The organism is Streptomyces sp. NPDC002889 (assembly GCF_042888425.1).
Taxonomy (GTDB): domain Bacteria; phylum Actinomycetota; class Actinomycetes; order Streptomycetales; family Streptomycetaceae; genus Streptomyces.
In genome coordinates, this window is record NZ_JBIAPT010000005.1 from 170,678 (window position 1) to 183,699 (window position 13,022).

Genomic DNA, 13,022 nt, shown 5'->3' on the forward strand with positions numbered 1-13,022 from the left:
ATGCGCGCGCAGGGGTTCTGCGCTCCGCCATGCGCGGTTCGCCCAGCGTATGCGGGAGGTGTACAAAGAGCATATGGCCGGACGCTACGGCCGCCCGCGCTCGGTTCTGGGGATGCGAACTGTCGCAGGTCAGGTCTTTCTCCTGCAGGTGGCGATCGTGGTGTTGCTCGTCGCCGCGTCCATGGCAGCGCTCTTCCTCCAATCCCGCGCGGACAGCGAACGCGAGGCCCGCAACCGGTCGGTCGCCGTGGCCGAGACGTTCGCCAACTCACCGGGTATCGCGGAGGCCCTGAAGAGTCCCGACCCGACCGCCGTGCTGCAGCCGAAGGCGGAGGAGGCCCGTAAGCACTCCGGGGTCGACTTCATCGTCGTGCTGAGTACGGACGGCATCCGCTACACCCACCCCCTGCCCGATCGGATCGGGAAGCAGTTCGTCGGCAACCTTCAACCCGCGCTGTCCGGCGAGGTCGTCACCGAGAAGATCACGGGGACCATAGGGCCCCTCGTACAGGCCGTCGTACCCGTGCCGGGGCGGAACGGGACGGTCGTCGGACTGGTCTCGGCGGGCATCACCATCGAGCACGTCAGTGGTGTGGTCGAGGACCAGTTCCCGCTGCTGTTCGGCGCCGCCGCCGGCGTACTGCTGCTCGCCACCGGCGGCACGGCGCTGATGACCCGTCGTCTGCGCCGCCAGACACACGGTCTCGGCCCGGTCGAGATGACCCGGATGTACGAGCACCACGACGCGGTGCTGCACGCCGTACGGGAGGGGGTCCTCATCGTCGGCGGGGACGGCGGAGTGCTGCTCGCCAACGACGAGGCGCACAGGCTGCTCGATCTGCCCACGGACGTGGAGGGTCACCAGGTCACCGAGTTGGGGCTCGACCCGCTCACGACGCGGCTGCTGTCCTCGGGGCGGATCGCCAACGACGAGGTGTACCCGGTCGGTGATCGGCTGCTCGCCGTCAACCAGCGCTCGACGGACAAGGACGGCGGGCCACCGGGCAGCGTCGCGACGCTGCGCGACACCACCGAGTTGCGTGCGCTCACAGGAAGTGCCGACGTGGCGCGCGGACGGCTGAAACTGCTGTACGACGCCGGTACGGAGATCGGCACCACGCTCGACGTGGTGCGCACCTGCGAGGAGCTGGCCGAGTTCGCGGCCGCGCGGTTCGCCGACTTCGCCACCGTGGACCTGGCGGAGACGGTGCTCAACGGCGAGGAGCCCACCGCCGCGGGAGCCGGCAACGACCTGCGGCGCACGGCATTCAGCGGCGCCGGGGACACCGCGCTCTATCCGCTCGGCGAGCTGATCCGTTTCGTCCCGACGACCCGCATGGGTACCGGGCTGCGCAGGGGCGAGGCGGTTCTCGAGGCTGATCTGACGGTGCTCTCCGGCTGGCAGGAACAGGATCCGGTACGGGCGCGCAAGCTCGTCGAGTACGGCATCCACTCCATGATCGCGGTTCCGCTCCGTGCGCGCGGCGTCATACTGGGCGTCGCGATGTTCTGGCGCGCCCGGAAGCCCCAGTCGTTCGAGGCGGAGGACCTCTCGCTCGCCGAGGAGCTCGTGGCCCGGGCAGCGGTCAGTATCGACAACGCCCGCCGCTACTCACGCGAGCACACGATGGCGGTGACACTGCAGCGCAGCCTGCTGCCGCGTGGACTTCCGCAGCAGGACGCCGTGGACGTCGCCTATCGCTACCGGCCCGCACAGGCCGGTCTCGGCGGTCTCGGAGGTGTCGGCGGGGACTGGTTCGACATCATCCCACTGCCCGGCGCCCGGGTGGCCCTCGTCGTCGGCGATGTCGTGGGACACGGGCTGCACGCCGCGGCCACCATGGGCCGGCTGCGCACGGCGGTGCACAACTTCTCGAGCCTGGACCTGCCTCCGGACGAACTGCTCGGACACCTCGACGAACTCGTGGCCCGGATCGACCAGGACGAGGACGCGGAGCGCGCCGGGGCCGGGGTCACCGGGGCCACGTGCATCTACGTCATCTACGACCCGGTGACCGGTCACTGCAGCATGGCGCGGGCCGGCCATCATCAGCCGGTGATCGTCCACCCCGACGGCAGGGCCGAGTTCGCCGACGTGCCCGGCAGCCCGCCGCTGGGGCTCGGCGGAATGCCTTTCGAGACACTGGAGTTGGAGCTGCCCGAGGGCAGCCGACTTGTGCTCTACACGGACGGGCTGGTCGAGGACCGGGGCCGTGAGATCGACGAGGGTCTCGAGCTCTTGCGCCTCACGCTCGCCCAGAACTCCACCGGCACGCCGGAGCAGACGTGCGAGGCGGTGCTGCGCGCGCTGCTGCCCGCGCATCCGCGCGACGACATCGCCCTGCTGGTGGGCCGTACGCGCATCATGGACTCAGCCCGGATCGCCGAATGGAGCGTGCCGCCGGATCCGGCGGCCGTGGCACGGGTGCGCGCGGCAGTGACCCGTCAGCTGGAGGACTGGGGAGTGGGCGAGGATGCTTTCACCACCGAGCTGATTCTCAGCGAGCTGGTCACCAACGCCATCCGCTACTCCAGCGGGCCGATCGGCGTACGGCTGATCCGCGGTCGCAGCCTGATCTGCGAGGTCTCGGACCACAGCAGCACCTCGCCCCATCTGCGGCAGGCGGCGACCACGGACGAGGGAGGACGGGGGCTGTTCCTCGTCGCGCAGTTCGCGGATCGCTGGGGGACGCGGTACACCGCGAACGGGAAGGTCATCTGGACGGAGCAGCCGCTGCCCGCGGAGCCCCGGCCGGCCGGCCGGGGCGAGTGACGCTCGTCGAGGCCGGGTTCAGCTCCGGGTGCGGAAGGTTCAGCTCCGGGTGCGGAAGCGGCGGTGGAGTTCGCGCACCCGCTCGGCGAGCTCCGGGACCGGTCCTGCCACCTCAAGGCCGGGGACGATCTCGCGGATCGACAGGGTGGCCACGGGTGAGGCGGAGACACCCAGTTCCGTGAGCCAGTCCACGAGCTGGTGCGACGAGACCGCGTAGACGATGCGGCCGAGGCCGACCCAGCCGTGGGCGGCGGCGCACATCGGACAGTGCTCACCGGACGTGAAGACCGTCGCCGTGCTGCGCTCCTGCGCTGTCATGTGTTCCGCCGCCCAGCGCGCCAGAGCGAACTCGGGGTGACGGGTCGGGTCGGCGAGGGACCTCTCGCGGTTGCGGTCCTCGGCCAGTACGGTTCCGTCGCCGGAGACCAGTACGGACCCGAACGGCTCGTCGCCGGCGTCCACGGCTTCCGCCGCCAGTTCCACACAGCGCGTCAGGTGGCGCAGCTCGATGCCGTTGATCATCAATCTCCCAGGTGTGCGATTCCGGGCCCATGTCATAGGCCCTGAGGGTGACCGATGTCAGCGCTCGCTCCCGGGCAGTGAGCCGGGACAGCCATGCCGGTTGAGGCCCGGTGCTCGAGAGGTGGCCGCGGATCTCGGCGTGGGACGCCGTCCGCCCACGCGAAACTACCGTCCGCCCAGCGGTCGTTCAAGTGATCGGACGACTTATGTGCGCCGGCGCCCGGCGCGGCGGGAGTCAGCCCTTGGTCGCGACGTAGTAGACGTTCAGCGGGTCGCCCTCGATGGAGCGGATATCGACCTGCCGGAAGCCTGCCTCGTTGAGCATCCTGGTGGCGGTCTCCTCGCCCCAGAGCGTGCCGAGGCCCGCTCCTCCCGTGCCGAGCGAGGTGGTCATGCATTGAAGCGCTCCCCTCCTTCCAAAGGCTGGCGCGGCGTGTCGGCGGGACCGGCCCGCAATTGCCACAGTACGCCCGGGCCGGGGCCCCGACCTTGCGGAGCGGAACCACCCTCGGCATCGCCGGTGTGCTCCCGGCACGAGCACGGTGCTGCCGCACACGCCGCATCGGACGGCCGTACCCGAAAATGCACGACGGCTTCGATCACGGGGGTACCTGATCATAGGCTGCCTGCGTGACCAGACACATCGACTTCGAACGCCTGCACAACTTCCGGGACTTGGGCGGCTATCGCGCCGCGGACGGCCGCACCGTGCGGTGGGGGACGCTGTTCAGGTCCGATTCCCTGGCCAAGCTCAAGGGCGACGACTGGGACCGCTTCCTCACGCTCGGCATCCGTACCGTGATCGATCTGCGGTACCCGTGGGAGATAGCCGCGAAGGGCCGTGTGCCCGACAGTGATGGGTTCGCCTACGTCAACCTGAGTGTGGAGCACCGGCCTTACGACCAGGCGGCGATCCCGGCCGATCTCGATCCTTGGCGCTATCTCGCCGACCGGTACGCCGAGGTTGCCCTCGACGGCGCCAAGGAGCTGCGCCAGGCCCTTGAGCTGATTGCCGCCGAGAGCGGACCGGTGGTGTTCCACTGCGCCTCGGGCAAGGACCGGACCGGACTGCTGGCCGCCCTGGTGCTCGGTCTGGCAGGTGTGTCCGACGACGACATCGCCGCCGACTTCGCGCTGACGGAGCTGGCCACGCAGCGGCTGATCGCCGACTGGCAGGAGGCGAACCCGGGCGGGACGCCGGGGTGGCCCGGCTACGGGCGGGCTCCGCAGGAGGTCATCCGGCTGTTCCTGGCCGATCTGACGACCACGTACGGCTCGTTGGCCTCGTACGCCACCGGGCATCTCGGCGTCGACCAGGAGCTGGTCGAGCGGCTGCGGGCACAGCTTCTGGACTGAGCCCGCACGAGCAAGCCGCTGCCGGGCTCAGTTGATCGGGATCACCAGCTCGGGGCGGTCCCAGAGCATCGCGGGCGGGCGGGCGGTCACTGTGCCCGTCCGCCGCGCGCCGACGCTGCTGTAGAAGCCCTCGGCCGGCGGATGGGCGACGATCCGGACGGCGTCGAGACCGGCGACACGAGCGCGATCGGTCATGTGTTCGACCAGGAGGCGGCCGATACCGAGGCCCTGTACGTCGTCGGCGACGAACATCAGGTCCAGTTCCGGCGGGGTCAGCACCAGGGCGTAGAACCCGAGCAGCCGGTCGTCCCGTCCGGTGGCGAGGAACACGTCGTGGGTCTCTATGTAGTCCGGGCCCACCCGGTATCCCGCGACCGCCGCCGCGTAATGCCCCTCGTAGGCGCGCGAACCCCGCACCAGGCGGGTGAGTCGCCTTGCGTCCCGGGCAGTGGCGCGTCTGATCTGCGGGATCCGGCGGCCCGCACCGCCGTCCGGCCCTGTCCTGAACGAGGTCATGGAACGAGTATGCCGCCGGCCGCGGTCCCCTTCCCCATTCATATGCACAAATACATACATTGCCGTTGTGCAAGCAATTCGCCGCCCCGCCCGCGCGGAAACGACCGCGTGCCCCCATCAGACACGCCCGGGTGGACCACGAGGCGTCAGGTGTGCTGTACGTGGCCGGTGTTGCGGTCTGGCGCGGGCGGCCGGTCCGCGATGGAATGTGCGCGCGCTTGCCGCGTGATCGTCACTTTCCCCGGTCCTGGAGGCACGATGGCAAGACCCACCGCTTTACGTACGGCACGTCGGCCCTTCGTCGCCGCCCTTGCCGTCACGGCGCTGCTGGCCGCGCTGCCGGCGCCCGCGGCGCGTGCCGACGACCCGGCGCTGAAGATCGTCGGCAACCGGACCCAGCCCGCGTTCTCCCGTGCGGATGCCATTTCTCAGCAGGTGGACGTCGAAACGCAGACGGACAGCGACGGTGACGGGCGGCTCGACACCGTGCGGATGCGGATCCTGCGCCCGAAGGAGACCGACGCCGGGCTCGAAGTCGCCACCATCATCGAGGCGAGCCCCTATTGGGGCGGCGGAAACGATGTGCCGTTCCACCAGGTCGATCTGGACGAGGACGGACTGCCCTCCGGCAGCAGGCTGTCGGTCGAGAAGCGGCTGCCGGGTGCGATCGGACCGTCCGTGCCCTTCCCCGGATACACGGACAACTACTTCCTGCCGCGCGGCTATGCGGTCGCGCAGGTGGACAGTCTCGGCACGGGAGGGTCGACGGGCTGCCCGACCTCCGGCGGCCACAACGAGACGCTCGGAGCCAAGGCGGCCGTGGACTGGCTGGGCGGACGGGCGCGCGGCTGGGACATGGACGGCAGGCCGGTGAGCGCCTCGTGGTCCACGGGGAGTTCGGCAATGATGGGGATCTCGTACAACGGGACGCTGCCGACCGCGGTCGCCGCGACCGGCGTCGAGGGCCTCAAGGCGATCGTGCCGATCTCCGGAATCTCCTCCTGGTACGACTACTACCGGGCCAACGGCGGGGTCGTGGCACCGGGCGGCTACCAGGGCGAGGACACCGACATCCTCGCCAAGGGTGTCTACAGCCGCAGCGACCGGGAGATCTGCCGGCCGGTCCTGGACCGGCTGACGGCCGAGCAGGACCGGGTGAGCGGTGACTGGAGCCCGTTCTGGGCGGAGCGCGACTATCTGGCCGATGCACGCAGGATCAGGGCCGGGGTCTTCCTCGTCCACGGAGGCAACGACTGGAACGTGAAGACCCAGCACTTCGGCCAGTTGTGGGACGTGCTCAAGGAGTACGACGTACCGCGCAAGCTGTGGCTGCACCAGGCGGGCCACAGCAATCCGATGCCGCTGCGGATGGAGGAGTGGCTCACTCAGCTGCACCAGTGGTTCGACTACTGGCTGTACGACCTGGACAACGGCGCAGTGGACGCGGCGCCCGTCCATGTCGAGCAGTCGGACTTCAGCTGGCGCGAGCAGTCCGACTGGCCGGCCCGTGGCACACGCGGGATGACACTGCGTCTGAACGAGGAGGGCCTCGCACCGCTGCCGGAAGCGCCGGTGAAGCAGTCGCTGACGGACGCGGGCCGCACCATCAGCGCGCAGGAGCTGGTCGCAGCCCCCGATGCCGAGAACCCGAACCGCCTTGCCTATACGACCGGTCCGCTGACGAAGGACGTACGGGTCAACGGTGTACCGACCCTGTCGGTGCGGGCCTCGCTGGACGGGACCTCACCGTATGTGACGGCGCTGCTGGTGGACTACGGCACCGACACCCGCGCGACCGCGGGCACCGTCGCCGACACCTCGCAGCTCGTCTGTTACGGCGAGGGGATCCCTGGCGACACGGGCTGCCTCTACCGGACCAGGCACCGTACCGAGACGGCCGACTTCAAGATCGTGTCGCGGGGCTGGCTGGACGTCCGCAACCGTCGCTCCCCCGCTTGGCAGGACAAGGTGGTGGAGGGCCGGGAGTACCGGCTGGAGTGGGGCATGCAGCCGCAGGACTACGTCTTCAAGAAGGGGCACCGGCTGGGTGTGGTGCTGATCTCGACGGACCACGAACACACGCTGCGGTATCCGGCGGGTACGCGGATGACGGTGCGGACCGGGGTGAGCACCGTGACGCTCCCGGTCGGGCGTTAGGCATGGGGGCCGGGCGGCGCGGCCCGGCCCCGCGCGGTCCGTCCGTCAGGCCGCGCGCCAGTACCCGAGGGCGTGGACGCGGCTCTTGGGCAGGGCGAGTTCGCCCCGCACATACGAGGCAAGAGTCCTGGTCGTCGCCGTGTCGCAGGCGATCCAGACATACGCGCCGGCCGGGTCGTCGAGCAGGCCCGGCAGTGCTGCCTTCACCTCGTCGACCAGGTGGGCGCCGCCGTCGCGGCGCGGAATGCGGCGCACGTCGTGGAGCGCGGTGTCCAGGCGCAGCGGGAGTTCGGCGTCCGAGGCGTGTGCCGTCTCGAACCAGATCGTGGCCGGCACCCCGGGCAGGGCCTCGAGCAGGGTGTTGATCGCGGGCAGCGAGGCGGGGTCTCCGATGACGAAGAGCCGTGACGGCTCGGGAGCGGGGGCGGCGAAGCCGGTGCCCTGAAGAGTTGCCTCGATACTGTCGCCGGGCTGGGCCTTGCGGGCCCAGTCGCTGGCGCAGCCGTCGTGGAGGGCGAACTCGAGGCTGAACGTCCCGGCGGCGGGATCCGCGTCGACCAGGGTGTACGCGCGCTGATGCGGTCTGCCGCCGTTGCTGAACCAGATACGCACCCACATGGTGGGGTGTACGCCGGTCCGGGCGAGCATGCCGCCGTCGGTGAAGTGCACCCGCCGGAAGTGATCGGTGACGTCCTCCGCGCCCGTCACGGTGAACTCGAAGTCCTTGCCGCGCATCAGTTTAAGGACGACGCCTTCCCAGCCATGTCCCACTGCGGTCCCCTCCTCTGAGCCCGGGATTGTGCCCCGAACACGCGTGATCTAAGTTAGGCCAGCCTAACCTAAATCAGTCTGTCGAGTCATGGGACAAATGTGAGAACGACGACCTACCGGGACGCCTGGGGGATCCCGCATCTGCGGGCCCGGAACGCAGCCGACCTCGCCTTTGCCCAGGGACGCAATGCCGCCGTCGACCGGGCCTGGCAGATCGAGGTCGAACGGCACCGGTCGCAGGGCACCTCCGCATCCTTCCTCGGCGAGGAAGCCATCGCCTGGGACCGCTTCGCCCGGATGTCGCGCATGGACGACACTGCCCGGCGCTGCTTCGCCGCGCTCGACGAGGAGAGTGCGGCCTGGATCGGCCGGTATGCCGACGGGGTCAACGCCGGGCTCGCGGAAGGGGCCCGCCAGGCGGCCCAGTTCGCATCCGTGAAGCTCGCTCCTGGGCACTGGGAGCCGTGGACCCCGCTGGGGATCTGGCTGGCCACCCACATCCTGTTCGCGGGCTTCCCCACCAAGATCTGGCGTCATGAGGTCGCCCGGGTCCTCGGCGACGAGGCGATCGGGCTGTTCGCCACGGACGGCCCCGGCACCTCGGGCAGCAACGGCTGGCTCATCAGCGGCGAGCGGACCGAGTCCGGTTCCGCACTCATCGCGGGCGACCCGCACCGCTTCCTGGAGGATCCCGGCATCTATCAGCAGATCCATCTGGCCTGCCCGGAGTTCGACGTGGTCGGACTCGCCGTGCCGGGCGTGCCCGGAGTAGCCCATTTCGGCCACACGGGCACAGTGGCCTGGGCCATCACCAACGCCATGGCCGACTATCAGGACCTGTACCGCGAACGGCTGCGCCGGCGCGACTCGCTCGTCGAGGCCCTGGGCCCCGGAGGCTGGCGCCCGGCCGAGGTCCACACCGAGACCATCGAAGTCGCCGGCGCCGATCCGGTCGAGGTCGAGGTGATCGAGACCGAGCGCGGCCCGGTCGTCGCCGGCGGCGTCGACGACGGGGAGGCGCTCAGTCTGCGCTGTCCGGTGCGGGTGGGCGAGGACATCGGTTTCGGTGCGCTGCTCCCCCTGCTGCGTGCCCGCAGTGTCGCCGATGTCGACCGGGCCGTGGATCAGTGGGTCGAGCCCGTCAACGTCGTGCAGGCCGCGGACACTTCGGGTGGCCTGCTGCATCGGGTGGCCGGGCGGGTGCCGCAGCGCCACCCCGACAACCGGCTGCGGGTGGTGCCCGCCTGGGAGGCGCGGCACACCTGGCACGGGTCGTACGAGCCGCTCCCCCTCGCGACGGTGGACGGCGTGGCCGTGATGGCGAACCAGAGGGAGCTGGCCGGCCCGCTGGGAGTCGAGTTCGCTCCTCCCCATCGTGCTGATCGCATACAGGAGTTGCTGGACGAGCGGGCAGGCTGGACCGCCAAGGACATGGCGGCCGTTCACATGGACACGTATCTGGCGTCCGCACGGCCCCTGTTGGCGCAGCTCGCCGCCTTGGAGGGGCTGGGGCCTGATGCGGCACGCCTGCGGGACCGGCTGGTGCGCTGGGACCGGCGGATGGACGCGGACAGCTCCGACGCGGCGGCGTACGCCGCGCTGCGTTCGGAGGTGGTGCGCAGGATCGCGGCACATCCGGCGCTGGCCGGTCTGACGCAACTCCCCTCGTATCCCGACGCGTTCCTGCCATGGCTGGCTCTGCTGCCGCGGGTCGCGTTCGCGCTGGAGACGCTGGTCTCGCCCGGGGCCCTGCCCGGCCTCGACACCGCGCAAACGGTGCGTGAGGCCGTGGAGACGGTGGCGGCCGCCGGTGAGGTGACCGGCACCTGGGGTGACACACACAGGCTCGCGCCATGGCAGGCCCTGCCGGACGAGCGGACCCAGGAGTGGCCGGGACTGTCCGGTGATCACGACTGTGTGCTGTCGACGTCGAGCGTGGCGGGTCTGACCGACCGCAGTGCGCGGGGCCCGGCGGCCCGTTACGTGTGGGACCTGGCGCGGCGCGAGGACAGCTTGTGGGTTGTCCCCTTCGGCGCCTCCGGTGTGCCCGGCGACCCCCACCGACGCGACCAACTGCCGCTGTGGCTGGGCGGCGCACTCGTTCCGGTCATCACCGACTGGGACGCCCTTACCGAGGAGAGAGATGACTGCTGAATCCGCCACGGGCCGCCGCGCGGCCGTCTACGAGCAGACCGTCGGCCACTTCGGGACGGTCCGCATCGTCCCGCTGGATCCGGTCGGCGATGTCGATCTGATCCACGCCTGGGTCACCGAGGAGCGCGCGCGGTTCTGGGGCATGCTCGAGCACAGCCGCGAGCAGGTGCTGGAGATCTACGAGTACCTGGACTCCCTCACCACTCACCATGCTTTCCTCGTTCTGCTGGACGACGAGCCGGCCTGCCTGTTCCAGACCTATGAACCGGACGCCGACCCGGTCGGCGAGTGTTACGACGTCGAGCCCGGGGACTTCGGTGTCCATCTGCTGATGGCTCCGGCCACGGCGGGAAGACAGCCTGGCTTCACCGGCGCCGTCATGACCGCGCTGATGGGCTATTCGTTCTCCGACCCCGGCCATCTGCGGATCGTGGTCGAGCCGGACGCACGCAACGAGAAAGCGATCGAACGGATGGTGCGGGCGGGGTTCACCCTCGGGCCGGAGATCGACAAGCCCGAGAAGCGGGCCCGGCTGGCCTTCCTCAGCCGCAAGATTCTCTTCGGCCGCGACTGAGCACGTGAGGGGCCGGGTGACCGGCCCCTCACGCCGTCATGCCTGTGTGTCGAGGAAGTCGGCAACGATGGCGGCGAATTCGTCCGGCGTGGCGATCCTCGTACCCATTTCCTCGGCCTTGGCCCGCTTGGATCCGGCGTTGTCCCCGGCGACCAGGAGCGAGGTGCGCTTGGAGATACTGGAGGACGACTTGCCGCCCGCCCGCTCGACGAGTTCGTTCACCTGGTTGCGCGACAGCTTCACCAGCGCTCCGGTCATGGCGCCGGTGACGACGACGGTCATACCGTCGAGCGGTCCCTTGTCCCGCACCTGTTCCGCTTCCTCGCCGCCGCTCTCCTGCGCCTCCCCGTCGCCGCCCGGCTGTCCGGCGGCCGGCGGGGTCGCGCCCGGCTCGGTCATATTGACCCCTGCGGCGGCGAGCCGGTCGATGAGCGGAGCCAGCTCGGCAAGTTCGTCGACGACCGTCCTGGCCTTCTCCACGCCGATGCCGTCGACCTGCTGCAGCGCCTCGGCGTCGGCGGCGAGTATGTGCTCCATCGTCGCGAAGTGGCGCGCAATGCGACGGGACATGGAACGGCCCGTGCCGCGCACGCCCAGAGCGCAGAACACCCGCGACAGCGGTCGGGTGCGCGCCACCTCGATGGCGGCGAGGAGATTGTCGGTGCTCGTCTCGCCCATCCGCTCCAGCCGTAGCAGCTGCTCGCGGGTGAGGGTGAAGAGATCTGCTGTGTCGCTCACCAGTCCGGCGTCGATGAGCTGGACGACACGGGTCACGCCGAGCCCTTCGATGTCGAGCTGGTCGCGGCCTGCCGCGTACGAGACGGATGCCACCAGATGGCAGTTGCGGCCGCGCACACATCGCCAGCGCTGCTCGGAGGTGTCGATGCCGGAGCCGCACTGCGGGCAGTTCTCGGGGAAGGCGATGGCCTTCTCCGCGCCGGTGCGCAGATGTGCGACGGGAGCCTCGATGCGCGGGATGATGTCGCCCGCCTTGTAGACCATCACCCGGTCCCCGATGCGCAGATCGCGGCGGGTGATGTCGGAGGGGTTGTGCAAGGTCGCATAGGTGACGGTCGATCCGTCGATCTCCACGGGCTCCAGCACGGCGCGGGGAGCGACGATCCCTGTCCGCCCCACGTTCCACTCCACGCCGAGCAGCGTGGTGACCTTCTCCACGGCGGGGAGTTTGTACGCGATCGCCCAGCGCGGGGCTCGTGAGCCGGTGCCGGCCGCTGCCTGGTCCGCGGCACGGTCCGCCTTCACCACGATCCCGTCGATGCCGAACGGCAGATCCGCGCGGGTGGCGGCGATCTCGTCTATACGCGCCTGCACTTCGCCAACCGTGGAGAGGGTGCGGGCCGCGACCTCGGTGCTGTCCGCGGTGTGCACGCCGAGGTCCGCGACATACCGCATGACCTGGTGGTGCGGCCACTCGCCCAGCCGCTCGGCGAGGTCCGCGCCGGAGGCGGAGAGCGCCAGCGCGCCGTATCCGAAGAAGGTCATCTCCACCGTGTACGCACGGTCCTTGGCGCGAAGGGTGCCCGCCGCGCCGTTGCGCGGGTTGGCGAACGGCGCGCCGCCGTGCTCGGTGCGGACCGCGTTGGCGAGCTCGAATTGCTCGTTCGTCATGAGCACTTCGCCGCGCACCTCGAGCGTCACCGGCTCGGTGAGCTTGTCCGGCAGACCGACGACGGTGCCCATCGCGTGGGAGACGTCTTCGCCGGCGGTGCCGTCACCGCGGGTGATGAGGCGGGTCAGCCGCCCCTCCTCGTACCGCGCCGCTATGGCGAGGCCGTCCAGCTTCGGCTCCACGCTCCATGCCTCGACGGGTCGTCCGATGCGGCGCTCCACCGACGCCGTCCAGCCGACGAGTTGCTCGGCGGAGAAGACGTTGTCGAGAGACAGCATCGGCACGGTGTGCGGCACATCGCCGAGAACCGCACCACCTGCGACCTTCCCGGTCGGCGAGTCGGCCAGGACCGCGTCGGGGTGTGCCTGCTCGTATGCCTCGATACCCCGCACCAGGCGGTCGTAGGCGTCGTCGTCGAGGGTGCTCTCGCCCGTCGCGTAATACGCGGCGGCTGCCTTCGTCGCGGTCTCGACCGCCTCCGCGTACGCGGAGGCATCGTCGACCGAAGCGGCGGGGGCGGCGGAAACGGCAGGTGAAGTCGTCATGACCCCAATTTTGCCGTCGACCAC

10 protein-coding genes are annotated in these 13,022 nt (G+C 70.1%); 5 read left to right on the forward strand and 5 right to left on the reverse strand.

All coding sequences use genetic code 11. The features are described 5' to 3' along the window. Positions 1 to 73: 73 nt before the first annotated feature. Positions 74 to 2,773: a SpoIIE family protein phosphatase gene (locus tag ACFYWI_RS09505; protein WP_389227797.1), complete on the forward strand. Its 2,700-nt coding sequence runs from the start codon at positions 74 to 76 to the stop codon at positions 2,771 to 2,773. Positions 2,774 to 2,812: 39 nt separating this feature from the next. On the opposite strand, the gene ACFYWI_RS09510 is transcribed toward ACFYWI_RS09505, so the two are convergent. Beyond that, a complete protein-coding gene (locus ACFYWI_RS09510; protein ID WP_389227800.1) occupies positions 2,813 to 3,295 on the reverse strand; it encodes a nucleoside deaminase in 483 nt (160 codons plus the stop codon). A gap of 235 nt (positions 3,296 to 3,530) precedes the next feature. Continuing rightward, a complete protein-coding gene (locus ACFYWI_RS09515) occupies positions 3,531 to 3,689 on the reverse strand; it encodes a hypothetical protein (protein WP_389227803.1) in 159 nt (52 codons plus the stop codon). A gap of 236 nt (positions 3,690 to 3,925) precedes the next feature. On the opposite strand from ACFYWI_RS09515, the gene ACFYWI_RS09520 reads away from it, so the two are divergent. Further along, a complete protein-coding gene (locus tag ACFYWI_RS09520; RefSeq protein WP_389227806.1) occupies positions 3,926 to 4,651 on the forward strand; it encodes a tyrosine-protein phosphatase in 726 nt (241 codons plus the stop codon). A 27-nt stretch (positions 4,652 to 4,678) separates the two neighbouring features. Here the strand turns inward: ACFYWI_RS09520 and ACFYWI_RS09525 are convergent, their stop codons facing one another. Continuing rightward, positions 4,679 to 5,167 carry a GNAT family N-acetyltransferase gene (locus ACFYWI_RS09525; RefSeq protein ID WP_389227809.1) on the reverse strand — a complete coding sequence of 163 codons (489 nt, stop codon included), beginning with the start codon at positions 5,165 to 5,167 and terminating at the stop codon, positions 4,679 to 4,681. Between the two features lie 258 nt (positions 5,168 to 5,425). Here ACFYWI_RS09525 and ACFYWI_RS09530 point away from each other — a divergent pair, with 258 nt between their 5' ends. Beyond that, a complete protein-coding gene (locus ACFYWI_RS09530) occupies positions 5,426 to 7,324 on the forward strand; it encodes a Xaa-Pro dipeptidyl-peptidase (RefSeq protein ID WP_389227812.1) in 1,899 nt (632 codons plus the stop codon). Positions 7,325 to 7,369: 45 nt separating this feature from the next. Here ACFYWI_RS09530 and ACFYWI_RS09535 read toward each other — a convergent pair whose 3' ends face one another. Beyond that, complete coding sequence (locus ACFYWI_RS09535) at positions 7,370 to 8,095, reverse strand: siderophore-interacting protein (RefSeq protein WP_389227816.1); 726 nt, start codon at positions 8,093 to 8,095, stop codon at positions 7,370 to 7,372. 99 nt (positions 8,096 to 8,194) lie between these two features. Here ACFYWI_RS09535 and ACFYWI_RS09540 point away from each other — a divergent pair, with 99 nt between their 5' ends. Together ACFYWI_RS09540 and ACFYWI_RS09545 are read left to right on the forward strand one after the other, a co-directional pair. Then, the gene (locus ACFYWI_RS09540) at positions 8,195 to 10,249 is read left to right on the forward strand and encodes a penicillin acylase family protein (RefSeq protein WP_389227819.1); all 2,055 of its coding nucleotides are present in this window, start codon (positions 8,195 to 8,197) and stop codon (positions 10,247 to 10,249) included. Continuing rightward, positions 10,239 to 10,823, forward strand: coding sequence for a GNAT family N-acetyltransferase (locus tag ACFYWI_RS09545; RefSeq protein WP_389227822.1), 585 nt, complete (start codon positions 10,239 to 10,241; stop codon positions 10,821 to 10,823). The genes ACFYWI_RS09540 and ACFYWI_RS09545 overlap by 11 nt, the downstream gene beginning before the upstream one ends. A 36-nt stretch (positions 10,824 to 10,859) precedes the next feature. Here ACFYWI_RS09545 and ligA read toward each other — a convergent pair whose 3' ends face one another. Then, positions 10,860 to 12,998, reverse strand: coding sequence for an NAD-dependent DNA ligase LigA (ligA, locus tag ACFYWI_RS09550; protein ID WP_389227825.1), 2,139 nt, complete (start codon positions 12,996 to 12,998; stop codon positions 10,860 to 10,862). Positions 12,999 to 13,022: the final 24 nt, after the last annotated feature.

Bases quoted from the DNA above. Each gene is read 5' to 3' on its own strand.
- ACFYWI_RS09530 (WP_389227812.1), top strand. From the start codon at position 5,426: ATGGCAAGACCCACCGCTTTACGTACGGCACGTCGGCCCTTCGTCGCC.
- ligA (WP_389227825.1), bottom strand. From the start codon at position 12,998: ATGACGACTTCACCTGCCGTTTCCGCCGCCCCCGCCGCTTCGGTCGAC.
- ACFYWI_RS09510 (WP_389227800.1), bottom strand. From the start codon at position 3,295: ATGATCAACGGCATCGAGCTGCGCCACCTGACGCGCTGTGTGGAACTG.
- ACFYWI_RS09525 (WP_389227809.1), bottom strand. From the start codon at position 5,167: ATGACCTCGTTCAGGACAGGGCCGGACGGCGGTGCGGGCCGCCGGATC.
- ACFYWI_RS09515 (WP_389227803.1), bottom strand. From the start codon at position 3,689: ATGACCACCTCGCTCGGCACGGGAGGAGCGGGCCTCGGCACGCTCTGG.
- ACFYWI_RS09545 (WP_389227822.1), top strand. From the start codon at position 10,239: ATGACTGCTGAATCCGCCACGGGCCGCCGCGCGGCCGTCTACGAGCAG.
- ACFYWI_RS09505 (WP_389227797.1), top strand. From the start codon at position 74: ATGGCCGGACGCTACGGCCGCCCGCGCTCGGTTCTGGGGATGCGAACT.